This window comes from Mesorhizobium sp. B264B1B, from assembly GCF_020165765.1.
Classification (GTDB): domain Bacteria; phylum Pseudomonadota; class Alphaproteobacteria; order Rhizobiales; family Rhizobiaceae; genus Mesorhizobium.
The window spans coordinates 317,062-341,383 of the sequence record NZ_JAIUIS010000006.1 but is presented as its reverse complement, the minus strand read 5'-3'; the positions used below and the strand labels follow the sequence as shown (position 1 = coordinate 341,383).

Here is a 24,322-nt window from a genome sequence, read left to right as displayed (position 1 = left end):
CTTGCCTAATCTTCATAGACCAGCCCCTGTGGATCGATCTCGGGCTTTCGGCCGGCGACGAGGTCGGCGAGGAATTTGCCCGAGCCGCAGGCCATGGTCCATCCGACATGGCCGTGGCCGGTGTCGAGATAGAGATTTTTGTAGCGGGCCCGGCCGATGACCGGCACGGAATTGGGCATCATCGGCCGCAGGCCCGCCCAGAACATGGCCTTCTCCTCGTCGAAGGCGCCAGGGAAAAGATCCTTGCCGGTGCTGATGATGGTGTTGAAGTCAGCGGGCTTGAAGCTTCGGTCAAAGCCGGTGAACTCGGCCGTCGAGGACATCCGCAAGCGGTTGCCCAGCCTGGAATAGCCGATCAGCCGGTCCTCGTCGGCGCCGCCCATGGTCGGCCCCTTGCTTTCGTCCTCCAGGGGGATCGTCGCGGTATAGCCTTTCACCGGATAAACCGGCAGGTCGATGCCGTAGCGGCGGCCGAGTAGGCCGCTTTCCGGGCCCATTGCGATGACAACCGCATCGCCGGCCACCGGGCCTGACGAGGTGATGACGGCCCGCACCCTGTCGCCTTCGATATCGAAACCTTCGACCGTGGTGCCGAACCGGAACTCGGCGCCAAGCCTCTCGGTCGCATAGGCGGCGAGCCTGTCGACAAACAGTTTGGAATCGCCAGTCTGGTCAGTGGGCGAATAAACCCCGCCGGCTATCTTGTCCTTCACCCCGGCAAGCCCCGGCTCCAGTTCGACCAGCCGGTCGCGCCCGACGATCTCGATCGGCAAGCCATGCTCGGCAAGATAGCGATAATTGTCGGTCCCGGTGTCGAGACTCTTCTGCGAGCGGAAGAAGTAGAGGATGCCCTTCTTGCGCTCGTCATAGTGGATGCCGGTCGCCTCCGACAGCGCATTGATGCAGTCGCGCGAATAGAGCGCGAGCCGCAGCTTGATGTCGGTGTTGGCGCGCAGGCGCGCCACCGTGCACTGGCGCAGGAAGCGCAGGCTCCAGGCGAGAAAATAGGGATCGAAGCGCAGTCGCACCTTGATGCCGAGATCGTGGTTGTAGAGCCCGCGCAGGAAGGTCTTCAGCGCCGCCGGGGAAGCCCAGGCGGTGGCATCGCCCGGCGACACCAGCCCGGCATTCGACTGGCTGGTGCCCCGCGCCGGCGCCGGATGACGCTCGATGACGGTGACCTCATGGCCGTCGCTCGCCAGATAGTAGGCGGCCGCCGTGCCGACGACGCCGGCCCCGAGCACCGTTATCTTCATGTCGTCCCCCCAAAAAAGGTCGAACCGGGCAGCGCGCTTCCGCGCCCTCCGCGAACGCTTCCATAGCGCTTCGCGGAGCGGCTTGCGAGCCCTTGGGAAAACCCGCTCAACCGCGTGCGGAATTCTTCCCCGTCAGGATACGCTCCCAGGCGAGCGCATCTGCAACGATCTGGTCGAGATCGTCGCGTTGCGGCGTCCAGCCGAGTTCCGTCCGGGCGAGATCGGAATTGGCAACCACCGCGGCGGCGTCACCGGGGCGGCGCTCGCCCGTCCTGACCTCGAAATCATGGCCGAAGGCGCGGCGCACGCTCTCGATCACCTCCAGCACCGAGTAGCCGTGGCTGTAGCCGCAATTGGCGACGAGGCTCGCGCCCCCGGCGCGCAGCCGCTCAAGGGCCAGGCGATGCGCCGCGGCCAGGTCGCTGACATGGATATAATCGCGCATGCAGGTGCCGTCGGGCGTCGGATAATCGGTGCCGTACACCTGCATGAACGGCCGCTTGCCGAGCGCCGTCTCGCAAGCGACCTTGATCAGATGCGTGGCGCCCGGCGTCGACTGGCCGGTGCGCCCCCTGGGATCGGCGCCCGCGACGTTGAAATAGCGCAGCGCCGTATAGCGCAGGCCATGCGCGATCGCCGCATCGCGCAGCATCCATTCGCTCATCAGCTTGGAGAGGCCGTAGGGCGATTCCGGCGCCAGGCGGGCATCCTCGCGCACCGGTTCCAGCCCAGCGCCGCCATAGACGGCGGCTGTCGAGGAGAAGATGAAGTTCGGCACGCCCTCGCGCACCGCCGTTTCGATCAGCGTGCGCGTCTTGCAGGTGTTGTTCTCGTAGTAGCCGAGCGGATCGGCGACGGATTCGGGAACGACGATCGAGCCGGCGAAATGGATGATCGCGTCGACATTGTTGTCGCGGATGATGGAGCCGACCAATTCCTTGTCGGCGACGTCGCCGACGACCAGCTTTGCCTCCGGTGCCACCGCCCATTCGAAACCGGTCGAAAGCCGGTCGAGAACGACCACGCTTTCGCCCGCATCCAGCAATTCCCAGACCATATGGCTGCCGATATAGCCGGCGCCGCCTGTCACCAAAACCGTCATTCCGCGTCCTCGCATTCAAGATCTATCGGAAACTGTCTCAACACCCGCTCTACTGGAAAGCCCGCCCTATGACCAATAAAACCCTGCGTAACCGACTTGGCCGGCATATGGCATCATGTCGAAACAAAAGCGCCCTACAGGCCGTTATCGCCAGGAAATAGGCCATGATCCGCCCCTCGTTAGGAACAGGTGCGGGGCGTGGCATTTTGACCAAAACGGGCCGGTGGACGGCCAATCGGGCAATGATTATGATCCAGCCCAAAACTGGGAAGCCGACATGAATTATCAGCGGTTCTTCGAGGACGCGATCGACCAGCTCCATGCGGAACGACGCTACCGCGTCTTTGCCGACCTCGAGCGCATAGCGGGCAAATTTCCGCGTGCCATCTGGCGCGCCAACGGCCGCGCAGAGGAAATCACCGTCTGGTGCTCCAACGACTATCTCGGCATGGGCCAGCACCCGGATGTCATCGCAGCGTTCCAGAACGCGGCGGGCCGGATGGGTTCGGGCGCCGGCGGCACCCGCAACATCTCCGGCACCAGCAATCCGCTGGTCGAACTCGAGCATGAGCTCGCCGACCTGCACGACAAGGAAGCCGCGCTCGTCTTCACCTCCGGTTTTGTCTCCAACGAAGCCTCGATCTCGACCATCGCGCGGCTTTTGCCCAACTGCCTGATCATTTCGGACGAGCTCAACCATGCCTCGATGATCGAAGGCGTGCGGCGCTCGGGCGCGGAAAAGAAGATTTTTCGCCACAACGATGTCGCGCACCTGGAAAGCCTGCTGCAGGCGGCGGGCCGCGAACGCGCCAAGCTGATCGTGTTCGAGAGCGTCTATTCGATGGATGGCGATATCGCGCCGATCAGAGAGATCGTCGACCTCGCCGAGCGCTATAACGCCATGACCTATATCGACGAGGTCCACGCCGTGGGCATGTATGGTCCGCGCGGCGGCGGCATCACCGAGCGGGAAGGCATCGCCGACCGCATCGACATCATCGAGGGCACGCTCGCCAAGGCTTTCGGCACGCTGGGCGGCTACATCACCGGCACGAGCGCTGTCATCGACGCCGTGCGCTCCTATGCGCCGGGCTTCATCTTCACCACCGCGCTGCCGCCGGCCATCGCCGCCGCTGCCACCACCTCGATCCGCCATCTCAAGCGCTCGCAGGCCGAGCGTGACGCCCAGCAGCAGCAGGCGACGCGGACCAAGCAGATCCTCTCCGCCGCCGGCCTGCCGGTGATGGAATCGGCGACCCACATCGTGCCAGTGCTGGTTGGCGACCCCGAGCTTTGCAAGATGGCCAGCGACCGGCTGCTCGGCGTGCACGGCATCTACATCCAGCCGATCAACTATCCGACCGTGCCGCGCGGCACGGAGCGGCTGCGCATCACGCCGACGCCGTTCCATTCGGATGCGCTGATCGCCGAGCTGCAGGACGCCCTGGTCGAGACCTGGGACGCGCTCGGCATTTCCTATGGTTCAGCAGGACGACCTTCCGTGGCCAAGACCGACCGGATCATTCCCCTGCTGGTGCCCAAGTCAGGCGGCTGAAGCCGTTTGAAACTCCACTCCGGCGGCCATCTGGCGCGCCGGAGCGACTTTCAATTCGGGCGTCATCAACCTCTCAAACAGTCGTCATCCACTTCGCCAGCCTGTGCGCCGCCTCCTCGAGCTGGTCGAGGCGGCGGTGGAAGCACAGCCTGAGGAAGGCTTCGCCGCCTGGGCCAAAGGCCGTGCCCGGCGCCAGGCCGACATTGGCCTTGTCGACGATCTCGAAGGCGGCGCTGCGCGAATCGGTGATGCCGTCCACCCTGAAGAACAGGTAGAAAGCACCTTGCGGCACGGTGAACCGGGCGCGGTCGGTGGCGCCGAGAATGCCGCAGACCAGATCGCGCGCCTTCCTAGCCCTCTCCACCTGTTCGGCGACGAAGACATCGCCTTCATCGAGCGCCGCGACCGCGCCGCGCTGCATGAACTGGGCGACACCTGAATTCGAATACTGGATCAGGTTCTCGAACACCTGCTGCAAACTCGGATGGGTCTTGATCCATCCGACGCGCCAGCCGGTCATCGCCCAGTTCTTGGAGAAGCTGTTGACGAACAGGATGCGGTCCTCTGCGGTCGCGATGTCGAGGAAGGACGGCGCGCGGCCTTGGCCATAGTGGAACAGCGAATAGATCTCGTCGGCGATGATCCAAAGGCCATTTGCCCGGGCGAGATCGAGAATGGCGCGCAAAGTCTCATGGTCGGCGGTCCAGCCGGTCGGATTGGACGGCGTGTTGATGAACAGCGCCCTGGTCCTGGGCGTGATGGCGGCCGCGATCTTCTCGACGTCGCACGACCAGCCATTGCCGGATTGATCGAGCGTGACCGGCACCGGCACTGCACCGGCGATGGCGGCGGCGGCGTCGAAATTCGGCCAGGCGGGCGACAGATAGATCACCTCGTCGCCGGCACCGGCGAGCGCGTCGAGCGCAAGCTGGATCGCATGCATGCCCGAGCCGGTGACGATGAATTCGTCCTCGGCGAAGTGTTTGCCGAAATGCCTCTGGTAATAGCGGGCAAGCGCCTGCCTGAGATCGGGGATGCCCCTCTGCCAGGTGTAGAACGTCTCGCCACCGGCCAGCGCCTTCGACGCGGCATCGGTGATGAAGGACGGCGTCGGCAGATCGCCCTCGCCGGCCCAGAGCGGGATCAAGCCGTCGCGCAGCCTGCCATAGTTGACGACGGCGACGATACCGCTTTCAGGCGCAGCCAGGGCCTCGGGGCGCAGGTTCTGGATCAGGGTCATGGGCAGGTCCGTTCGAACAGGGATAGCATGCCGGCTGTTCTACTACGGGCGAAAGCAAAAAACCCCGGCCGTGAACGACCGGGGTTTTGGTCCAGAAAAACCTGATGTCTTTATCTCCTGGCGAGCAGATCGCGGATTTCGGTCAGAAGCTGCACATCGGCAGGCGGCGGCGCGGCGGCAGGCGCGGGCTTTTCGGCCTCCAGGCGCCTGCGCAGGTTGTTCACCGCCTTGACCATCAAGAAGATGATGAATGCGAGGATGAGAAAGTTCAGCACGACGGTGATGAAGCTGCCATAGGCGAAGACGGCGCCCTCTTTCTTTGCCTCCGCCAGCGTGCCCGAGTGGACGTTCGAGGACAGTCCGAAGAAGTAGTTGTTGAAGTCCAACCCACCGAAAATCGCGCCCACGATCGGCATGATGATGTCGTTGACAAGGGAATCGACGATCCTGCCGAAAGCAGCGCCGATGATGACGCCGACGGCCAGGTCCATCACATTGCCCTTGGAAATGAATTCCTGGAATTCTTTCAGCATTTCGACCCTCCTTGCCATGATCGGCCGCATTCTCCAGCGCCGGCCAAGCCCACAATAGCAAAAACCTCCGGTTGCAAAACCGGAAAAAGGGCCAAGGCACCGGTTTGTTTTTACCCGCATCATCAGACGTCCATGCGCCGATGGACTCAGCTTCCAAGCTGTGGTTGCGTGCGGTGAGCGGGCGTCGAGCCGGCCAGGGAGGAAGCGCGAGCCGTGCAGGGCTTGTTCATCGTTGTCATCGCGATCGCTTATGTGACGCTTCTATTCGCCATCGCCAGCCTTGGCGACCGCCGCTCGGCCAGCTCCGGGCCCGGTCGCGCACGTCCGTTCATCTACGCGCTCAGCCTGGCCATCTATTGCACCTCCTGGACGTTTTTCGGTTCTGTCGGCCTGTCTTCCGAGCGCGGCCTGGAGTTCCTCGGCATCTACACCGGCCCGGTGCTGGTGTTCGTGTTCGGTTTTCCCTTGCTCAACCGTCTCGTGCGGCTGGCCAAGACCGAGAAGATCACCTCGATCGCCGACTTCCTCGGCGCGCGCTATGGCAAGAGCTTCACCGTGGCCGCCATCGCCACGCTGATCGCGACCATCGGCGCGGTGCCCTACATCGCGCTGCAGCTGAAGGCGATCTCCGGTTCCGTCAGCCTGATGGTCGAGCATTACACCGGCTCGCCGCCCTCGTTCGATCCTTTCGTCAGCGACATCTCGCTGGTGGTCGCCATGCTGCTGGCGCTGTTCGCGGTGCTGTTCGGCACGCGCCACGCCGACGCCACCGAGCACCAGGACGGGCTGGTGCTGGCGGTGGCGGTCGAAACCGTGGTCAAGCTTGCCGCCTTCCTGGCGATCGGCCTGATGGTCACTTTCCTGATCTTCGGCGGGCCCGGCGACATGTTCGGCAAGCTGGCCGAAAACGGCCAGGTGCGGCAGGCGATGGGCTATTCGACGTCACTCGCCACCTGGCTGGTGCTGACCTGCCTGAGTGGCTTCGCTATCATCCTTCTGCCCCGGCAGTTCTACGTCACCATCGTCGAGAACCGCAGCGAGGCGGAACTGCGCACCGCGACATGGGTGTTTCCGCTCTATCTGGTGGCGATCAACCTGTTCGTGCTGCCGATCGCCTTCGCCGGACTGTCGCTGGTCGGCACGAAGACGAGCAGCGACCTATATGTGCTGTCGCTGCCCTTGTTCGGCGGTCACGATTTCCTGGCCATGGCTGCCTTCATCGGCGGCCTGTCGGCGGCTACCGCCATGGTCATCGTCGAGAGCGTGGCGCTGTCGATCATGATCTCCAACGACCTCATCATCCCGCTGTTCGTGCGGCGGCTGCTGAGGACGACGTCTTCCGAAAACGAGGACTGGTCTACGCTCATCCTCAACGTGCGGCGGGCATCGATCTTCATCATGCTTTTCATCGCCTTCCTCTACTACCGCGAGAGCACCGACAGCGCGCGGCTGTCGTCGATCGGCCTGATGTCGTTCGCGGCGATCGCGCAATTCGCGCCGGCGCTGATCGGCGGGCTGATCTGGCGCGGCGCCAATGGCAGGGGCGCGGCCCTCGGCATGGTCGCCGGCATCCTGATCTGGGGCTACACGCTGCTGTTGCCGTCGCTCGTCGCGCCCGAAACCGGCATATTGGTGCATGGCCTGTTCGGCTTCGAAGCGCTGCGGCCGCAGGCGCTGTTCGGCACCGTTGCGGAGCCGTTGAACCACGGCGTGCTGTGGAGCCTGTCGATCAACGCACTGTTTTTCGTGCTGGGCTCGCTGTCGCGCGCCGCGGTGCCGCTGGAGCGCATCCAGGCGTCGATCTTCGTGCCGCGCGAAGCCGGGCCGATGCCCAGCCTGCGCCGTTTCCGTACCGCCGTCACCGTCAACGACCTGAAGGACACCATCGCGCGCTATCTCGGCGTGCAGCGCACCGAGCGGTCGTTCCAGTCCTTCGAAAAGACCACCAACGTCATCCTGCATGGCAATGAGCAAGCCAGCATGGACGTCATCCGCTTTTCCGAGCAGCTTTTGGCCAGCGCCGTCGGCTCTTCGTCGGCGCGGCTGATCCTGTCGCTGCTGTTTCGCCGCCACGACCGCGAATCCAGGGATGCCTTCCGGCTGCTCGACGACGCCACGGAAGCGTTGCAACACAATCGCGACCTGTTGCAGATCGCGCTCGACCAGATGGAACAGGGCATCACCGTCTTCGACCGGGATTTCCGGCTGATCTGCTGGAACCGCCAGTACCGCGAGCTGTTCGACCTGCCCGACGACATGGGCCAGGTCGGCGTCTCGCTCGACCAGATCCTGCGCCATCTGGCGGAGGGCGGCGATATCCCGACCGACCAGCGGGTGACGATGCTCAACCGGCTGACCAGCTTCGTCAGCCCCTGGCAGATGGAACTGAAGACCAGCGGCCGGATCCTGGAGCTGCGCTCCAACCCGATGCCGGACGGCGGCATCGTCGCCACCTATGCCGACATTTCCGGCCGCGTCGAGCAGGACCTGGCGCTGAAGCGGGCGAACGAGTCGCTGGAACAGCGGGTGAAGACCCGCACCATCGAACTGACCAGGGTCAACGAGGAGTTGACCCGGGTCAACGAGGAACTGGCGCAGGCGCAGATGCTTGCCGAGGAGGCCAATCTGGGCAAGACGCGCTTCCTCGCCGCGGCCGGCCACGACATCCTTCAACCGCTCAACGCCGCCAGGCTCTACTGCTCGTCGTTGATCGAAAAGGCCGGCAAGGGCCCGGCCGGCAAGGCCGCGGTCAACATCGACTCCTCGCTGGAATCGGTCGAGACCATTCTGGGCGCCGTGCTCGACATTTCCCGCCTCGATGCCGGTGCCATGAAACCGGACGACACGGCCTTCAACCTAGACGCATTGCTGCGCCAGATCGGCAACGATTTCCGGCCGCTTGCCGCGGAAAAGCAACTCAAGCTGACGATCATGCCCTCGTCGCTGACAGTGATGACGGATCGCAACCTGTTGCGCCGCCTGATCCAGAACCTCGTTTCCAATGCCATCAAATACACACGTCACGGCCGCATCCTGGTTGGCGTGCGGCGGCGCGGCGAACTGGCGGAAATCCAGGTGATCGACACTGGCATCGGCATTGCCGGCGACAAGCTGAACACGGTGTTTCGCGAATTCACCCGGCTGGACGAAGGCGCGCGCGAGGCCGAAGGCCTCGGCCTCGGCCTTTCGATCGTCGATCGCATCGCGCGGGTGCTGAGGCTTGAGATCCGTATTTTCTCCAATCCGGGCAAGGGCACGCGCTTTTCCGTCATCCTGCCGGTGGCGGCCGTGCAGGAACCGAAACGCGAGGTCGAAACCAGGGCGCCGGCCCGCGCGGCGGCTTCGCTGGCCGGACTGAGCGTGCTGTGTATCGACAACGACGCCCGCATCCTGGAAGGCATGCGGCTGCTGCTCGAAGGCTGGGGCTGCGCCGTCGAGACCGTGTCCGGCACAACGAACCGGGATATCGCGATCCGCCGCCCGGACATTGTCCTTGCCGACTATCATCTCGATGGCGAAACCGGCCTCGACGCCATCGTCGGGCTGCGAGCGATCCACGGCGACGACCTGCCCGCCGTGCTGGTCACCGCCGACCGTTCCAACGAGGTACGCACGGCAGCGGCCGGGCTCGACGTCCCGGTGATCAACAAGCCGCTCAAACCGGCCGTGCTGCGCTCGATGATGGCCAGGGTCAGGCCGCTGGCGCCGGCGGCGGAGTAACTGTCAGATCTGCTTCATTTCGGCCCCGCCGACGGCGCCCAGGCTTCGAGATAGGCGCAAAACATGTCGGCCATCGCATCGGCATGGCTTCTATCTCTGCCGACGGGCGAGGCGTTTCCGAAAAACTGGTCGCCGGGCCGACATCCGCATAACCATCCGCCAGGTTCGGGCGCTCAGCTCACCGGCTGCAGCGGATCGCTGCCGATCTTGGACAGCAGGATCACCGCCTGGGTGCGGCTGTCGACGCCGAGCTTCTGCAATATCGCCGAGACATGCGCCTTGATCGTCGCCTCTGAGACGCCGAGCTCATAGGCGATCTGCTTGTTGAGAAGGCCTTCCGCCAGCATGCCGAGCACGCGGGTTTGCTGCGGCGTGAGCGCCTGCAAGCGCTTGATCAGGTCCGATATTTCGGGATCGCGCTCGACACCGAGATCGATGCCGGCCGGTGCCGCGATATCGCCCGCAAGGACCGATCGCACGGCGTCGCGGATTTCCTCCATGCTGGCCGATTTGGAGATGAAACCGGACGCGCCGAGGTGGAGCGCGCGCCGGATGGTCGCCGGGTCGTCATGGGCGGAGACCACCACCAGCGGCGCCGCCGGATGGATGCCGCGCAACGAGATCAGGCCGGAAAGGCCGCTCGCGCCCGGCATCGACAGGTCGAGCAGCACCAGATCGACCTCCTCGTTGGCCACGACCAGCGCCTTGGCGCTTTCGAAATCGCCGGCTTCGTGAATAGCGGTGACATTGCCGATGCCGGCAAGCGCTTCGCGCAACGCACCGCGAAACAGCGGGTGATCGTCCGCGATGACGAAAGAATAGCCTGATGGCAAATATCCCTCCCCGGATCCCTTGATGGTCTTCTGTTTTCTCGGGACCTGATGCAACGATTATGAGGCGCTTCGCGCTGTTTTCAAGCAGCAAAGCCGGCGCACCGGATTTCCCCGGACGGCCTGTCTTCAGGTCTTCTGCGAGTTGGGTTTGGCGCCGTCGCCGCTGTCCTTGTCCATATCCTTGACGATGCCCATGAAGCCCTTCAGGAAACGCTCCATGTAGCTCATCGTCTTGTTGAAATCCTCCTCGCTCGGCAATGTCGATTCGAGGCGGGCCGAGAGCGAATTCTCGAGCCTGGTGACGCGCTCGTCCATGGCTTTCATCGAGGTTTGCAGGCGATCGACCTCGTCCTGGAAGGCAGCGCGTTCATCGGCCGCCATCTTGCAGACGAGTTGGCCGGAGCGCTCCTCGCAGATCGACATCGCGCCCGTCTGCGTGTCCATGCGGACATAGCCGTTGGCGGATTTCTCCAGACGGTAGCGGTCGGTCTCCTCGGAAAAGGCGGACGCCGCGACCAGCGAAACGAGCGCGGCGGGGATCAAGATGTGCTGCAGACGCATATTGTCCTCCATGGCCAAAGCGTGAGATATCGCATGTTTGCGCCGGAAATGGGGAAGACGCTTGGCACGGCCTTCCCCGCACGGCTGGTTCGGACTATAGCGCAACCATGTCTCAGATTATCTACAAGATAACCCCGGAAGGGCCCTGGCGCGAGGCCGAAGCGAACGGCCGCTTCACCGGTGCGCCGATCGATGTCGCCGACGGCTTCATCCATTTCTCCACGGCGGCACAGGTCAAAGAGACGGCGGCGAAGCATTTTGCCGGCCAGGCGGCGCTTCTGCTGGTCGCCATCGACGGGACCAGCCTGGGCGATGCGCTAAAATACGAGGCCTCCCGCGGCGGCGCGCTGTTTCCGCACCTCTACGGCGTGCTCGACCTGAAAGCCGTGCTGTGGGTCCGGCCGCTCCCGCTCGGCGCCGACGGCACCCACCAGTTCCCCGCGCTGGAGGCCGAATGAGCGTGCTCGACCGGATTGGCCAGAAGCTGCTCTTCACGTTCGACCCAGAAACCGCGCATGGCCTGTCGATCGCGGCGCTGCGCTGTGGCCTGCCGGTCGGCGCACGGACGGCGCGCGACGCACGGCTGAAGGTCAGCCTCTGCGGCCTCGATTTTCCCAATCCGCTCGGCATGGCTGCCGGTTATGACAAGAATGCCGAGGTGCCCGATGCGCTTCTCGGCCTCGGCTTCGGCTTTGCCGAGGTCGGCACGGTGACGCCGCTGCCGCAGCCTGGCAATCCGAAGCCGCGCATCTTCCGGTTGCCGGCGGATGAAGCGGTGATCAACCGGCTCGGCTTCAACAATGAAGGCCATGCGGCCGCCGAGAAACGCCTGGTCGGCCGCATGGGGCGCTCCGGCATCGTCGGCGTCAACATCGGCGCCAACAAGGACAGCGCCGACCGCGTCAACGACTATGAGCGCGGTGTCATCCGCTTCGCGCCTTACGCCAGCTATCTCACCGTCAATATTTCCTCGCCCAATACGCCCGGCCTGCGCACCATGCAGGCGCGCGAACAGCTTGGCGAGCTCTTGTCGCGCGTCATGGCCGCGCGCGCGGTGGCGGCAAGGCAGCCGCCGGTGTTTCTCAAGATTGCGCCTGACCTGGCCGAAGCCGAGCTGGAAGACATTGCCGCCGAGGTCACCCAGAAGGCCATAGACGGCATCATCGTGTCCAACACCACCATTTCTCGCCCGGCGCTACGCTCCAGCGGCGCGGCAAGCGAGACCGGCGGGCTTTCCGGCCGGCCATTATTCGAGCGCTCGACCATCGTGCTGGCCCGTATGCGCAGGCTGCTGGGGCCGGACGTGGCCATCATCGGCGTGGGTGGGGTCAACTCCGCCGAAACGGCGCTGGAGAAGATCCGCGCCGGCGCCGATCTCGTCCAGCTTTACACCGGCATGATCTATGCCGGGCCGGCGCTGCCGGGGCGCATCGTCGCCGGCATGGCGCGTTTCGCCGACACGGAACGGCTCAAGTCCATCAGCGACTTGCGCGACCGCCATCTCGACCAATGGGCTTCAAGGCCGCTCAACTGAACGCCGTCCGCAGCCGTAGCCGCAGGATGGCCAGCAGGCTGAGGCCACGCACCAGCAGGAAGACATGCAATGCCGCCCACAGGCCATGATTGCCGAAAGCGGGCGCCAGCGTAATCAGCGCGGCGGCGAAGGCCAGGAAAGACAAAAGCATCATGTTGCGCATGTCGCGCGACCAGGTCGCGCCGATGAAGACGCCGTCCATCTGGAAAGCCAGCACGCCGCTCAGTGCGGTGAAGGCCGCCCAGGGCAGGTAGGTGTCGGCCACCGAGCGGACTTCCTGCGACGTTGTAACGACGGCAACCAGATTGGCACCGGCCAGCAGAAGCACCAGGGTTGCGGCGCCCGCCAATCCGAAACCCCAGAACAGGGTCAACCGCACCGCGCGCCGGAACGGGTGCTCAGCCCGCGCACCGACGGCGCGGCCGGCGAGCTGTTCCGCGGCGGTGGCGAAACCGTCGAGGAAATAGCCTGCGACGAGGAAAAAATTCATCAGCACGGCGTTGGCGGCCAGCGTGACCGTGCCGAATTGCGCACCCTGGCGGGTGAACAGCGCAAAGGCGGCAAGCAGCGAGAACGAGCGGATCATGATATCGCGGTTGAGCGACAGCATGCGCAGGAACGCGCTCATGTCGAGCAGGCGTTGGCGCGGCACGGGCGGGCTTGCCCTGAACCGTCTGATGACGATGGCGAAGCCAAGCAACATGGCCAGGAATTCGCCGGTGACGGTTGCCCAGGCGACGCCGGCGACGCCCCAGCCAAGCTCCAGGCCAAGCAGGATGCAGAGCGCGATGTTGATGCCGTTCAGCACCAGCTGCAGCACCAACCCGAGCCCGCCCTCGCCTCGGCCGAGGACATAGCCGAGAATGGCGTAGTTGATCAGCGAGAAAGGTGCCGCGAGCAATCTGATGCCGATATAGACGCCCATCGCCTCGCTGACGCGCGGTCCGGCATCCATGAACCACCGCCCGCCGGCCGCGATCAGCGGCGAAAACGCGGTCAGCACGATGCCGGCGACAACAGCGATCAGCACCGCGCGCCAGAACACCGCCTGTTCCTCCAGCGCGTCGTTGCGCCCGAAAGCCTGGGCGACCAGACCGGTGGTGCCGGAGCGCAGGAAATTGAAGGTGGTGAAGACGACGTCGAAGACCAGCGCGCCTGCCGCCAGGCCGCCAAGCAAGGCGGCGTCGCCGAGCTGTCCGACAACAGCCGTATCGACCATGCCGAGCAGCGGCGTCGTCAGGTAGGCGAGCGTCATCGGCACGGCGATGACGAGCACCGTGCGGTTGGTGACGACAAAGGATCCGGGAACGATTGGGGATCCGGCGTCGGCTGGGATTGCACCCTTCTCCAAAGAATTGCTGCCTTGCTGATTGTGCCTTGATCGAACAGCCGGTGTGCCCCATTTTCCGGCCACCGCGCAATCCATCCTTGCCATGGCGGCCAACCGAAATTCCGGTCTGGCGCGAGCCGCCGGATCCGGTCCATGTCCCTCCAGATCGTCCATCATCCCGACTACGACGCCGGCTTCGCCGTCAACCATCGCTTTCCGATGAGCAAATATCCGCTGCTGATGGAAGCCTTGCGCGCACGCGGACTGGCCGTGCAGGGGGCGCTCAGCATGCCGGAAGCGGCACCCGCACCATGGCTGAAGCGTGCCCATGCGGCCGACTATGTCGACCAGGTCATCAGCTGTTCGGTGCCGGACAAGATCGAACGCGAGATCGGCTTTCCGGTCGGCCCACGCGTCTCGCTGCGCGCCCAACTCGCCACCGGCGGCACCGTACTGGCGGCCCGGCTGGCCTTGCGCCACGGCATTGCCTGCAACACCGCCGGCGGCAGCCATCATGCGCGCCGCGCGCAGGGCGCGGGCTTCTGCACCTTCAACGACGTCGCCGTCGCTTCGCTGGTGCTGCTTGCCGAAGGCGCGGCGCGGAACATACTCGTGGTCGATCTGGATGTGCATCAGGGCGACGGCACGGCGGATATCCTGGCCGGCGATCCGCGCGTGTTCACCTTCTCCATGCATGGCGAGCGCAACTACCCCGCGCGCAAGATCGCCTCCGACCTCGATGTCGCACTGCCCGACGGCACGGGCGATGCCGCCTATCTCGAAAGGCTGATCGCCATCTTGCCGGAGCTGTCCGCCCATGCGCGCTGGGACATCGTTTTCTACAATGCCGGCGTCGACGTCCATGTCGAGGACCGGCTCGGCAGGCTGGCGCTTTCAAACGACGGGCTTCGTGCCCGCGACGCCATGGTCATCGGTCACTTCCGCTCGCGCGGCATCGCGCTATGCGGCGTCATCGGCGGCGGCTATTCTACCGACGTAGCCGCGCTCGCGGCGCGCCACGCCATTCTGTTCGAGGCGGCGGCGGACTACGCCTGACCGCTATTTCCTGTAGTTGGCGATTCTGAGCAGGATGAACGCCGGAACCACGATCGCCGCACCCAGCAGAATATAACCCAGGAAGCGGTCGATGGCATGGAAGCCCAGATTCCAGAGATCCAGGAAGAATTTGCGGATGCCATAGAGCACGTCCATCGGCGACCAGCCGAAGGCGGTCATGACGAGGCCGACGAGGAACGACACCACCAGCAACTTCAGGAGTACCCTGAGCGGGGTGTCGCCGAGAAAGCGCGTCAATGCGGACAAGACCTGTCTCCGGCTCTGATCGCCCGATTCGGCGACAGGATCAGAAATACGCACTTGGCCGCCCCGCTTCAAGCCGGGCGGGCCAAGGCTCTGAACCTGGCTGACAAAGCCTATGACGGCCGGTCCGGCGGTTCCGCCGGCTTTTCATGATAGGAATTTTTTCCTTGACGGGGTGAAGGCAACTATGGTAGATATTTGGCTATGGTGCTGAGTTGCGCCAGGGACCCGCCGCACAGGCGGGTTTATCCGTTCAAGGCTCCGTCAACAGCGCACCGTCGAAGGCTCCGAAGGAACTCGTTAACGCGGATCGTGCCCTGGTACCAAGCCGGCGACCATAGGCGCATGGCAGGCGAGCAGCCGGCGGCGGCTGATCGCGGCCGGCTTATCTGTTTTCTAACCAATTGCCGCTATTGCCATTCCTGGAGCGGGAGCCAGGCTTTGATGGAAGCGGAAAAAATCGGCGCGCGCCGCGCGGTCATGCTTTCGGTTGTCGTGCCGTGCTATAACGAGCGGGACGGCGTGGCTGAGCTTCACCGACGCGTCACCGCCGCTTGCCTGGCGCAAAACCCTTCCTACGAGATCGTGCTCGTCATCGACGGGGCGACCGACGGCACCCGCGAGGCCGTTTTCGAACTGGCGCAAAAGGACGACCATGTCGTCGCCATCGACCTTGCCCGCAACTATGGCCACCAGATCGCGCTGAGCGCGGGGCTGGAGTTCTGCCGGGGCCAGCGCATCCTCATTCTCGATGCCGATCTCCAGGATCCGCCTGAACTGCTCGGCGCGATGATGGCGAAGATGGATGAAGGCTTCGACGTCGTTTACGGTCAAAGGGCCAAGCGGGATGGCGAAGGCTGGTTCAAGCTGGCTTCCGCGTCGATGTTCTACCGGCTGCTGCGCCGGATGGTCGACGTCGAGATCGCGCCGGACACCGGTGATTTCAGGCTGATGAGCCGCCGCGCCCTCGACTATCTGAACGCCATGCCGGAGCGCTACAGGTTCATTCGCGGCATGGTGAGCTGGATCGGGCTGAGACAGGCCGCCTTCTCCTATGAACGGCAACGGCGTTTCGCCGGCGCCACCCACTATCCGCTCAAGAAGATGATTCTTCTGGCTGTCGACGCGATGACCAGCTTTTCCATCGCGCCATTGCGGTTTGCCTCGCTTCTGGGAATGCTTTCCGGCGCGCTGGGGATGGTCGTGCTCGGTTATACGCTGCTCGAATGGTCGCTGGGAAACGTCCTGCCGGGCTGGACCAGCCTTGCCGCGATCATGCTGATCCTGGGCAGTGTTCAGCTTCTGGTGCTCGGCATATTCGGCGAATATCTCGGCCGGATGTACATGGAGACGAAGCGGCGGCCGCTCTATTTCGTCAACGAGATCGTTTCGCGAAGCGATGTGGCCGTCGAAAACCAGGACCTGCCTGTCCACCGCCTCCAGGAAATGGTGAAGAGAGCCGCGCGTGGCTAAGGCCACGATCGACCGGCCGCGACGGGACCTCTCGACCGGAACGAACGCGAAATGGCCGGGAGCCGCGACATGAACCAAGCCACGGCAATCGCGATGGCTACGCCGTCGCTCGAGGATGCACAGCGCAGCAGGCTGTTGTTCTGTCTTTTCTGCGCCTGCACCGTTGCCTACGTGCTGATGAGGCATGCCAACTCCCTCCTTCTGGATCCTGACAGCTGGTGGCAGGTGAAGGTCGGGCTGGATTTCCTGGCGAACCGGACATTTCCGACCGTCGACCCCTATTCCTATACCTTCGCCGGCCAGCCCTGGATCGCCAAGGAATGGCTGGGGCAGGTGCTTCTGGCGCTCGCCTATGGCGCCGGTGGCTGGAATGGCGTCGTCACGCTGATCATCGCCACGATCGGCCTGACAGTCTTCCTGATGGGATGGTTCCTCAGCGCATGGCTGAAGCCGGTGTTAGCGGTGGTGCTGGCTTTCGTCGCGGCTTTCCTTGTCGCCCCGATCTATACGGCGCGCCCCCACGTCTTCACTTTGCCAATCATCGTCATTTGGACGGCAATGCTGTTTCGCGCGGCGCAGGAGGAAAGAGCGCCATCCCCGTGGCTGCTCGCGCTCGTCGTGTTGTGGGCGAACCTGCATGCCACATTCACCTTGAGCTTCGTCATCGCCGGCTTTGCCGGTCTGTATCTCCTGTCGCGCATAGGCCTGTCGAAACCGGTTCTCCTGGCGAAATGGGTCGCGTTCGGCCTGCTCTGCCCAGTGGTCAGCCTGGTCCATCCCTATGGCGTCAAGGCCATCCTGGCGACGCTTACCGTCGCCTATGGCAACGAGGCGGTGCCGCTAATCCTGGAATGGCGGCCCTTCAACGCCCAGGAAGAGCTCATCAAGGAAGCCGTGATGCTGCTGGCGCTTTTCGGGCTGTTGGTGTCACGGCTGCGGATCGGCTGGGCCAAGGCGCTGTTCATCCTCTTCACCTTGCATGCCTATCTCAGTCACCAGCGGTTCATGTACCTGTTCTTCCTGCTGGTTCCGCTGGTGATCATGGTTGAGGTCGCACAGCAATATCCCGCACTTTCAGCCGCGACCTGGCTGGCGCAAAAGCGCGACGGATTGGAAAAAGTCCTCGCCAGGCATTACTACGCCATCTCAGGCGCGGTGGCCGTCCTGCTGATCGGCGCGGTCTCGGTCCTCGGCAGCGTCCAACAGATCGCGCCGAGCCCGAAGACGTCCGCCAGCGGAGCACTCGCCTTCGCAAGGGATCAGCAGCTGTCCGGCAACGTGCTGAATTCCTACAATTTCGGCGGCACGCTGATCTTCCACGGGATCAAGACCTACATCGACGGCAGGACGGACCAGCTGTTCCTGGACGGGTTCACGAAAACCGACGACGCGACCGGACACAGTGACGGCAAACCACTGCTCGAGGCCCGGCTGAAGAAATACGCCATAGGCTGGGCGCTGCTCGCGGCCGGCGACACCCGCATTCCCTTCTTCGAGGAATTGGGCTGGAAGCGGGCCTACGCGGACGAATACGCCGTGATCTACCTGCCCGGCGCCTGATCCGCGACGCCAGCCCAAACCGGCTTCGGCCCTCCAGCATTCGCCTTGACACCGATGTTGCGGTGCAGCAAATTGCACCGGAGAGGACGAACAAAGTGGGATCGAGAATCAAGGCTTTCTCGCATCGCGGCAATGCCGCCGCATGGGCCGGTGAACCGGGTGCGCCACGACTGCCGCCGGCCACGGCGCGCGAACCGGCCGCATGAACTACAGACGCGACATCGACGGCCTGCGGGCCATAGCGGTGCTGCCTGTCGTCCTCTTTCATTTCGGCTTGTCCGCCATCCCAGGCGGCTTCACCGGCGTCGACATCTTCTTCGTCATATCGGGCTATCTGATCAGCGGCAGCCTGCTCGACGATCTCGAACGCGGCCAGTTTTCGATCGGCCGCTTCTATTGGCGCCGCGCGCGGCGCATCCTGCCGGCGCTGACCTTCGTCATCGTGCTCGCAGGCACTGCCGCCTGGTTCATCCTTTTGCCATCGGACCTGCACGAATTCAGCCTCAGCGTCATCGCGGCCTCGACCTTCTGGTCGAACATCTATTTCTGGAAGACGACGAACTATTTCTCGATCGACGCCGAGCTGCGGCCGCTGCTGCACACATGGTCGCTCTCGGTCGAAGAGCAATATTACATCTTCGCGCCGATACTGGTGTACCTGATCTATCGCTATGCCTCGAAACGCTGGCTGACGATATTGCTGCCGATCGCGATCGGCAGTTTCGCCTTGGCGGTCATGGCGACCTCGATGGCGCCCACGGCGGGTTTCTACCTGTTGCCGACGCGCATCTGGGAACTGGCGCTGGGGGCCATGCTGATGCTGAGAAAGCCGCCGGCACTTGCCAGCCGGCCGGCAATGGAACTGATCGGCCTCGCCGGCTTTGCCATGGTCGCCTTCGGCTTCGTCACGATTTCGGAGAGCGACCCCTTTCCGGGCTACAATGCCTTGTTCCCCTGCATCGGCACCGCGCTGCTCATCTATGCCGGCCACGAAAGGGCGGGCGAACAGGGGCCGGCAACCATCGCCACGCGGGTGTTGCAGTTTCCGCCGCTGGTCTGGATCGGCCTCATTTCCTATTCGCTCTACCTCGTTCATTGGCCGATCAATTCCTTCGTCCATTACGTTTCGCTGAAAGCCATCGGCGTGCCGACGATCATCGCCATGACCGTGGCAAGCTTCGCCCTGGCGGCGTTCTCGTGGAAATATGTCGAGCAGCCGTTTCGGCGGAAACGGGCCTACACCGCACCGCTGCCTATCTTCGCCTTTTCCGCGACGGCAATCGTCCTGCTCTGCGTCGGCGGCGTGGCCGGGGCGCTCGGCAACGGTTTTCCGGAACGCTTCCCGGACTTTTCAACGGAACGGATCCAGGTTGGCGACTGGCGCAACGGCACCTGCTTCAACGAAGGCTCGAACCGGATCGAGGACTGGAACCTTGCCGCCTGCACCCGAACGAGCGGCTTTGCCACCAATGTGCTGTTGTGGGGCGATTCCTTCGCCGCCCACTATGTCTCGGGACTTGAAGCCAACGCCCAGAAAATCCAGGCTAACGTCATCCAATACACCTATGCCGGCTGCCCCCCGGACCTGACCTATTTTTCCTATGCCCGACCTGCCTGTACCAGCTTCAACGAGCGGGCCCTGTCGATCATCCGCGAAGCCAACATTCAGGCCGTGATCCTGAGTGGCCGATGGACCGACTACGAGGTCAGGGGCTTCGGCGGTCTCCAGAAGACGATCGACCGGCTTCGCCAGATGGGCGTCAAGGTCTACGTCATCGGCCAGTCTCCCGAATTCATCGCCGACGTCCAGAAAATCGCCTTCTTCGCAAGACGAGGAGATACCGCGAACATGTCCTGGCCGATGGCCATGGATCCGGACATCAACAAGCGGGTTCTGCCCTTCGTCAAAGGCGCTGACTTCATAGACCCGCTGACCTATCTGTGCGACGCCGCAGGCTGCTCGTATGCCGATGCCGGCAACAAGCAATTTCTCTATTTCGACTATGGTCACTTCTCTTCCGCGGGCGCCGCACTCGCCATCTCGAGATACTGGCCGAGCTTTGCAGCCGGCACCGAGATCGCGAAAGTGAAATAGCAGGCGGAACCGGCATGCGGCGCGCCGGTCGCTGGGACGGTACCGTGTGGAAAGTGAGCCGCTTTGCGATTGCCCGATGGCCAGCCCTCATGGTAACGAGGCTGCTGCGCGGGTATGATGTAATGGTAGCCTGTCAGCTTCCCAAGCTGAACGCGAGGGTTCGATTCCCTCTACCCGCTCCAGCATATGCCACAAGGGTTAGCGCCTGATCTGGAGAGCCCTGAAAACCAGCGGTTTTACAGGTAGTTTTACACAGAGCGTTCACTTTTTGGCCTGATCGAGTTTTCGGATGCGCTCCTTGATCGCGGCTCCGCGGCTCACATAACGTCTTATGATGCGCAAAACATGGTCCTCTTCCCAGCCCATGATCTCGGCGATCTCACGCTCGGTCAGGCCGGCAGTGTAAAATTTGGTCGCGGCCGTGCCCCGAAGATCATGGAAGTGCAGGTCAACGCCTTTCGGCCATGCGATCTTCTTGGCGTCGGAGAACGAGCTGGCCAAACCGTTGACGGTCCACGGGCGCTTCTTGCTGCTGGTCAGGATAACCGGTGAGCGCTTCGGTATCCGCCCGAGGGCGTCGCGCAGTTCCTGATAGAGCGGAATGATGGCTTCGCGCTGGTGTCTGCTTTTGCCGGTGGTGATGGTTATGGCATCCTCGTCGACATGGGACCATGATAGGCGGATGAGATCGCCTACCCGAAGACCAGTGCATGCAGCCAGATCGACGGCATGAGCAATTTCGGCCGAGCACGTCTTCTTCAGATGCCCGACGTCGCTGTCCGTCCAGATGATCTCCGAGCGAGAGCCGCTGTAAAGCTGTTTGACGCCTTCGCAAGGGTTCGAGCCAATCTTGCCGAGTGGATCGACCGCGTATGAGAGCACGCGAGAGAGAACCTGCATGCCGTAGTCGGCAGACCTGGGCGTCTCGGCATATGCCGCGCGCCACCGGCGGATTATTGGTCTGATCTTTTCCGGCCGATCGAACTGGGCGATGCGCAGTTCCCCGAAATGGCCGGCAATCCGGTCGAGCCAGGGACCCCAGTTGCGTCGCGTCGACTCGGCGAGTTTCTTGTAGTCGGCGCTCGCCTTGTATTGCGTGACCAACGATCGAAAGCGGTTGTTGTCAGGCGACGTGCGGCTGGCAATCGCCTCATTGTAGGACGCGAAGAATTCCGGTGCGCTCGGCATCCCAACAAGGCGCGGACCACCGCGCCAAGCATACCAATAGACATTACCCTTAGCCTTGGGCAATTATCAGTCTAGGGTTGTGCTTCTAGGTTGACGGCGCAACCGCAAACAGTCAACTTGGATCCGAAAACTGTCAACCTACGGCCATCAAACAGGCCATTTCGGTCATCAGGCCGCCATCTGTCAACCAAAACGACAACCAAAACAGCCAAAACCCGCGGCTAAGTTGTCGTAACTTTACATTTGGTTGACACATTTGAGCCGATTCCAGCTTTTTCAGATCAACGTCAACATCTTGATCGGCTAATGGACCGATCAGTAAAGACACATAAAAGGTCCACTAGCGAGCGGGAACAGCTTCGACCGACCAGTGAAGCGTAGCATCTACCGGAACGCGTAGTGACTCGCTGTTTACGAATGATGAGACCCCTTGCACCGCAAGCTCCAAAACATATTCCGCAGACTTGACGGCACAGTTCGTTATCGACTTGGCGCCGGATGCAAAGACATCGGATCGACCATCGTGAAATGATGCAATGTGCATAATCGCGATGTCTTAGGCGTTTTAGAACGAATAGACGGACCAATTAGGGAAGGAGGCGTCCGGGCGCGCCTTCATTATTTCGCCCACAACTCCGGAGTCCCGTTACCTCCTTCGGCCCGATTATCAGCAATCCGGCGCCAACTCTTGATGGATAGGTCTTGCTCGCCGCTCATTTGCCGAATATCCCTCGGAGAGCAGACCGCGCCTTCGAGGTGAGGCTTGGATTGGTCTGATCGGACGCGCGGCGAATTTCCTCGAGCCATGCCACTTCGTTCTCGGTGACCGGCGTCCCGAAGATCTGCCGGACGGCAAGCTCGGTGGTGTCGCCGCCGAGCTGCTCGATCGCCAGCTGGAATAGCATCACGGGATCGCAGTCGAGGGCAGTCGCCAAAGCCGACACCCTGTCGAGAGGCAGCTTTGCCGTGCCGGCCTTGATCATGGCGAGCATGTTGGGGTTGACGAATCCGGCTTCGGCGGCAATCGCAATCTGGGTCTTCTTCGGCCTCAGCTCGAGGATGCGCTTTTCAAGATACTTTGCGAGCCTGGTGCCTGCGAAGGGCTTGCCGGAGCGGTTACTCATCGTCACTTTCCTCTGAAATCGCATCTTCGATGTGCTGCTAATTTCTTTATAGCGACGGTCTGTCGGGGATTTCGTGGGGGGTGACGGGTATTCAAGCGAGCCAGCTCTCGCAGAGGATAAAGTCATTACGGAGAGCAATTGTATGTGATATAACCTCTTCTATTACGCCTAGACGTCGAGGATATGTCACACAAGCCTACACAACGCGATCAAGCCCGTGCACTGCTGCTGGATGGCAGTCTGGTCCGTCTGCGCGACCTGACCGGGGCGGGAGTGAGTCCGGAGACAATGGCCCGTCTGGTTCGCGAGGGTGAGGTCGTGCGGCTCGCGCGTGGCCTCTACCAACTGGCAGAAGCCATGCCAGATGCGCGTCGCTCAATCGCTGAAGCTTCGGCGCTGGTTCCCAAAGGGGTGGTCTGCCTCACCTCAGCGCTGCAATTCCACGATCTGACGCTGCAGATGCCCTCAGCCATCTGGATGGCCATTGATCGAACGGGTTGGAAACCGAAAGTCGATTATCCGCCCATCCGTTTTGTCCGCTTCAGCGGCCGTGCCCTTACGGAAGGCATCAAACGCCACCGCATCGAAGGCGTCGACGTGCCAGTGTTCGAGCCCGCGAAAGCCATCGTCGACTGCTTTCGCTACCGCAACAAGATTGGACTCGACATCGCGCTCGAGGGGCTCCGAGAGGGGCTCAGGACGCGGCAGGTTACGCCAGATCAACTGTGGAAATTCGCCCAGCCTGGCCGAGTCTGGTCGGTGATGCGCCCCTACGTCGAGGCAATGGTCGCCGATGGCGCATGAGCTTCGCAACGTTGGCGCCTCGGTCAGAGCCCGCCTGCTCGATCGCGCTCGCGAGGAGCGGGCCGACTTCCAGCTGCTGCTAACACGGTATGCGCTTGAGCGGCTACTCTACAGGCTCAGCATATCCACCGAACGCGAGCGCTTTCTCCTGAAGGGCGCGATGCTGTTTGCGGCCTGGCTCGACAATCCCTTCCGCCCTACGCGCGACCTGGATCTTCTCGGAAGCGGCGATGCAGGTGTCGCCACAATGGTCGAGTGCTTCCGAGCAATCTGCTCGACACCTGTGGAGGATGACGGTGTCGAGTTCGACGTTGCTGGACTTACGGCCGAGCCGATCCGCAATGACGCGGAGTATGCCGGCGTTCGTGTCAGGACTGCCGCGACGATTGCCGGCGCACGTGTGCCCATTCAGGTCGACGTCGGCTTCGGTGACGTGGTGACGCCGGCGCCGGTCGAGCTTGAATACCCAACCTTGCTCGACTCGCCACCGCCCCGCCTTCGCGCCTACCCGCCGGAGACGGTCGTTGCGGAAAAATTTGAGGCCCTGGCAAGCCTGGGCGTCGCCAATAGCCGCATGAAGGACTTCTACGACCTGTGGATGATCGCCAGGACCTTCAACTTCGAGGGGAGCGTTCTTTCCTCCGCGATCAGACGAACGTTCGAGCGACGCCAAACGGCCTGGCCGACCGAGATACCGACAGGACTGAGCGTTGCCTTCGCAACAGCAAAGAGCGGTCAGTGGCGGGCTTTCCTGACGCGGGAGCGTATGGTGGCGGCGCCCGACGACTTCGCTACCATCATCGATGGCCTGCGGGTGTTCCTGGCACCGCTTCTGACTGAAGGACCGCACACCGGCCGGTGGCCGCCGGGCGGGCCGTGGACTGAATAGCGTCTCTGCTGCCAAGTTTGGGCATAGGCTATAGCGCGAGGATGGCGCTCACGGTTTTACAGCGTCATTGATTTCATTGGATAATTTCTGGTCGAGAATCAGCTCGTTTTACAGCTAAGCCACTGGATATAAGCATCACGTCCAGCTTCCCAAGCTGAACGCGCGGGTTCGATTCCCGCTACCCGCTCCAGTCTGCGCAGCAAGG

Annotated in this window: 21 protein-coding genes and 1 tRNA gene; 11 read left to right on the top strand and 11 right to left on the bottom strand. The window is 63.0% G+C overall.

Features of this window, described 5'->3' with window-relative positions; genetic code table 11:
• Window positions 1-5: 5 nt before the first annotated feature.
• Together LB547_RS15365 and galE are read right to left on the bottom strand one after the other, a co-directional pair.
• A complete protein-coding gene (locus LB547_RS15365) occupies window positions 6-1,256 on the bottom strand; it encodes a D-amino acid dehydrogenase (protein ID WP_140764074.1) in 1,251 nt (416 codons plus the stop codon).
• Between the two features lie 106 nt (window positions 1,257-1,362).
• Window positions 1,363-2,358, bottom strand: a complete 996-nt coding sequence (gene galE, locus LB547_RS15360) for a UDP-glucose 4-epimerase GalE (protein WP_140496575.1) — start codon at window positions 2,356-2,358, stop codon at window positions 1,363-1,365.
• Window positions 2,359-2,635: 277 nt separating this feature from the next.
• Between galE and hemA the strand changes: the two genes are divergently transcribed.
• The gene (hemA, locus tag LB547_RS15355) at window positions 2,636-3,913 is read left to right on the top strand and encodes a 5-aminolevulinate synthase (RefSeq protein WP_224655876.1); all 1,278 of its coding nucleotides are present in this window, start codon (window positions 2,636-2,638) and stop codon (window positions 3,911-3,913) included.
• Window positions 3,914-3,986: 73 nt separating this feature from the next.
• Here hemA and LB547_RS15350 read toward each other — a convergent pair whose 3' ends face one another.
• Window positions 3,987-5,153, bottom strand: coding sequence for a pyridoxal phosphate-dependent aminotransferase (locus tag LB547_RS15350; RefSeq protein WP_140759550.1), 1,167 nt, complete (start codon window positions 5,151-5,153; stop codon window positions 3,987-3,989).
• A gap of 110 nt (window positions 5,154-5,263) precedes the next feature.
• Window positions 5,264-5,686 carry a large conductance mechanosensitive channel protein MscL gene (mscL, locus tag LB547_RS15345; protein ID WP_140496583.1) on the bottom strand — a complete coding sequence of 141 codons (423 nt, stop codon included), beginning with the start codon at window positions 5,684-5,686 and terminating at the stop codon, window positions 5,264-5,266.
• Window positions 5,687-5,899: 213 nt separating this feature from the next.
• Between mscL and LB547_RS15340 the strand changes: the two genes are divergently transcribed.
• A complete protein-coding gene (locus LB547_RS15340) occupies window positions 5,900-9,406 on the top strand; it encodes a PAS domain-containing hybrid sensor histidine kinase/response regulator (RefSeq protein ID WP_140759545.1) in 3,507 nt (1,168 codons plus the stop codon).
• Window positions 9,407-9,579: 173 nt separating this feature from the next.
• Here LB547_RS15340 and LB547_RS15335 read toward each other — a convergent pair whose 3' ends face one another.
• Together LB547_RS15335 and LB547_RS15330 are read right to left on the bottom strand one after the other, a co-directional pair.
• Entirely contained in the window at window positions 9,580-10,239 is a 660-nt protein-coding gene (locus LB547_RS15335; protein ID WP_140759542.1) for a response regulator transcription factor, read from the bottom strand.
• 126 nt (window positions 10,240-10,365) lie between these two features.
• Entirely contained in the window at window positions 10,366-10,800 is a 435-nt protein-coding gene (locus LB547_RS15330; protein WP_140496589.1) for a hypothetical protein, read from the bottom strand.
• Window positions 10,801-10,907: 107 nt separating this feature from the next.
• On the opposite strand from LB547_RS15330, the gene LB547_RS15325 reads away from it, so the two are divergent.
• Window positions 10,908-11,258: a DUF952 domain-containing protein gene (locus tag LB547_RS15325; RefSeq protein ID WP_140564788.1), complete on the top strand. Its 351-nt coding sequence runs from the start codon at window positions 10,908-10,910 to the stop codon at window positions 11,256-11,258.
• Entirely contained in the window at window positions 11,255-12,334 is a 1,080-nt protein-coding gene (locus LB547_RS15320; protein WP_140759539.1) for a quinone-dependent dihydroorotate dehydrogenase, read from the top strand. Before LB547_RS15325 ends, LB547_RS15320 begins: the two co-directional genes overlap by 4 nt.
• Here the strand turns inward: LB547_RS15320 and LB547_RS15315 are convergent.
• A complete protein-coding gene (locus LB547_RS15315) occupies window positions 12,327-13,685 on the bottom strand; it encodes an MATE family efflux transporter (protein ID WP_140759534.1) in 1,359 nt (452 codons plus the stop codon). The two genes, LB547_RS15320 and LB547_RS15315, sit on opposite strands and share 8 nt — an antisense overlap.
• Window positions 13,686-13,817: 132 nt before the next feature.
• On the opposite strand from LB547_RS15315, the gene LB547_RS15310 reads away from it, so the two are divergent.
• Entirely contained in the window at window positions 13,818-14,720 is a 903-nt protein-coding gene (locus LB547_RS15310) for a histone deacetylase (protein WP_140759531.1), read from the top strand.
• 3 nt (window positions 14,721-14,723) lie between these two features.
• Here LB547_RS15310 and LB547_RS15305 read toward each other — a convergent pair whose 3' ends face one another.
• The gene (locus tag LB547_RS15305; protein WP_140496599.1) at window positions 14,724-14,987 is read right to left on the bottom strand and encodes a DUF6460 domain-containing protein; all 264 of its coding nucleotides are present in this window, start codon (window positions 14,985-14,987) and stop codon (window positions 14,724-14,726) included.
• A gap of 441 nt (window positions 14,988-15,428) precedes the next feature.
• Between LB547_RS15305 and LB547_RS15300 the strand changes: the two genes are divergently transcribed.
• The 4 genes from LB547_RS15300 (at window position 15,429) to LB547_RS15285 (ending at window position 20,294) form a co-directional block, all read left to right on the top strand.
• A complete protein-coding gene (locus LB547_RS15300) occupies window positions 15,429-16,457 on the top strand; it encodes a glycosyltransferase family 2 protein (protein ID WP_140759528.1) in 1,029 nt (342 codons plus the stop codon).
• Between the two features lie 69 nt (window positions 16,458-16,526).
• Window positions 16,527-18,017: a hypothetical protein gene (locus LB547_RS15295; RefSeq protein WP_140658082.1), complete on the top strand. Its 1,491-nt coding sequence runs from the start codon at window positions 16,527-16,529 to the stop codon at window positions 18,015-18,017.
• A gap of 202 nt (window positions 18,018-18,219) precedes the next feature.
• Entirely contained in the window at window positions 18,220-20,112 is a 1,893-nt protein-coding gene (locus LB547_RS15290) for an acyltransferase family protein (protein ID WP_140759525.1), read from the top strand.
• 108 nt (window positions 20,113-20,220) lie between these two features.
• Window positions 20,221-20,294, top strand: a tRNA-Gly gene (locus LB547_RS15285).
• 79 nt (window positions 20,295-20,373) lie between these two features.
• Here the strand turns inward: LB547_RS15285 and LB547_RS15280 are convergent.
• The 3 genes from LB547_RS15280 to LB547_RS15270 form a co-directional block, all read right to left on the bottom strand.
• A complete protein-coding gene (locus LB547_RS15280; protein WP_140759522.1) occupies window positions 20,374-21,300 on the bottom strand; it encodes a site-specific integrase in 927 nt (308 codons plus the stop codon).
• A 133-nt stretch (window positions 21,301-21,433) separates the two neighbouring features.
• A complete protein-coding gene (locus LB547_RS15275) occupies window positions 21,434-21,628 on the bottom strand; it encodes a hypothetical protein (RefSeq protein WP_140759519.1) in 195 nt (64 codons plus the stop codon).
• A gap of 385 nt (window positions 21,629-22,013) precedes the next feature.
• A complete protein-coding gene (locus LB547_RS15270; RefSeq protein WP_140523981.1) occupies window positions 22,014-22,424 on the bottom strand; it encodes a helix-turn-helix domain-containing protein in 411 nt (136 codons plus the stop codon).
• A 183-nt stretch (window positions 22,425-22,607) separates the two neighbouring features.
• On the opposite strand from LB547_RS15270, the gene LB547_RS15265 reads away from it, so the two are divergent.
• Together LB547_RS15265 and LB547_RS15260 are read left to right on the top strand one after the other, a co-directional pair.
• Complete coding sequence (locus LB547_RS15265; RefSeq protein ID WP_140658078.1) at window positions 22,608-23,228, top strand: type IV toxin-antitoxin system AbiEi family antitoxin domain-containing protein; 621 nt, start codon at window positions 22,608-22,610, stop codon at window positions 23,226-23,228.
• Window positions 23,218-24,117 carry a nucleotidyl transferase AbiEii/AbiGii toxin family protein gene (locus tag LB547_RS15260; protein ID WP_140658076.1) on the top strand — a complete coding sequence of 300 codons (900 nt, stop codon included), beginning with the start codon at window positions 23,218-23,220 and terminating at the stop codon, window positions 24,115-24,117. Before LB547_RS15265 ends, LB547_RS15260 begins: the two co-directional genes overlap by 11 nt.
• Window positions 24,118-24,322: the final 205 nt, after the last annotated feature.

Excerpts from the sequence above, each read along its gene's own strand:
- LB547_RS15365 (WP_140764074.1), bottom strand. The coding sequence starts at position 1,256 with ATGAAGATAACGGTGCTCGGGGCCGGCGTCGTCGGCACGGCGGCCGCC.
- galE (WP_140496575.1), bottom strand. The coding sequence starts at position 2,358 with ATGACGGTTTTGGTGACAGGCGGCGCCGGCTATATCGGCAGCCATATG.
- hemA (WP_224655876.1), top strand. The coding sequence starts at position 2,636 with ATGAATTATCAGCGGTTCTTCGAGGACGCGATCGACCAGCTCCATGCG.
- LB547_RS15350 (WP_140759550.1), bottom strand. The coding sequence starts at position 5,153 with ATGACCCTGATCCAGAACCTGCGCCCCGAGGCCCTGGCTGCGCCTGAA.
- mscL (WP_140496583.1), bottom strand. The coding sequence starts at position 5,686 with ATGCTGAAAGAATTCCAGGAATTCATTTCCAAGGGCAATGTGATGGAC.
- LB547_RS15330 (WP_140496589.1), bottom strand. The coding sequence starts at position 10,800 with ATGCGTCTGCAGCACATCTTGATCCCCGCCGCGCTCGTTTCGCTGGTC.
- LB547_RS15325 (WP_140564788.1), top strand. The coding sequence starts at position 10,908 with ATGTCTCAGATTATCTACAAGATAACCCCGGAAGGGCCCTGGCGCGAG.
- LB547_RS15320 (WP_140759539.1), top strand. The coding sequence starts at position 11,255 with ATGAGCGTGCTCGACCGGATTGGCCAGAAGCTGCTCTTCACGTTCGAC.
- LB547_RS15310 (WP_140759531.1), top strand. The coding sequence starts at position 13,818 with ATGTCCCTCCAGATCGTCCATCATCCCGACTACGACGCCGGCTTCGCC.
- LB547_RS15300 (WP_140759528.1), top strand. The coding sequence starts at position 15,429 with ATGGAAGCGGAAAAAATCGGCGCGCGCCGCGCGGTCATGCTTTCGGTT.
- LB547_RS15295 (WP_140658082.1), top strand. The coding sequence starts at position 16,527 with ATGAACCAAGCCACGGCAATCGCGATGGCTACGCCGTCGCTCGAGGAT.
- LB547_RS15290 (WP_140759525.1), top strand. The coding sequence starts at position 18,220 with ATGAACTACAGACGCGACATCGACGGCCTGCGGGCCATAGCGGTGCTG.
- LB547_RS15280 (WP_140759522.1), bottom strand. The coding sequence starts at position 21,300 with ATGCCGAGCGCACCGGAATTCTTCGCGTCCTACAATGAGGCGATTGCC.
- LB547_RS15270 (WP_140523981.1), bottom strand. The coding sequence starts at position 22,424 with ATGAGTAACCGCTCCGGCAAGCCCTTCGCAGGCACCAGGCTCGCAAAG.
- LB547_RS15265 (WP_140658078.1), top strand. The coding sequence starts at position 22,608 with ATGTCACACAAGCCTACACAACGCGATCAAGCCCGTGCACTGCTGCTG.
- LB547_RS15260 (WP_140658076.1), top strand. The coding sequence starts at position 23,218 with ATGGCGCATGAGCTTCGCAACGTTGGCGCCTCGGTCAGAGCCCGCCTG.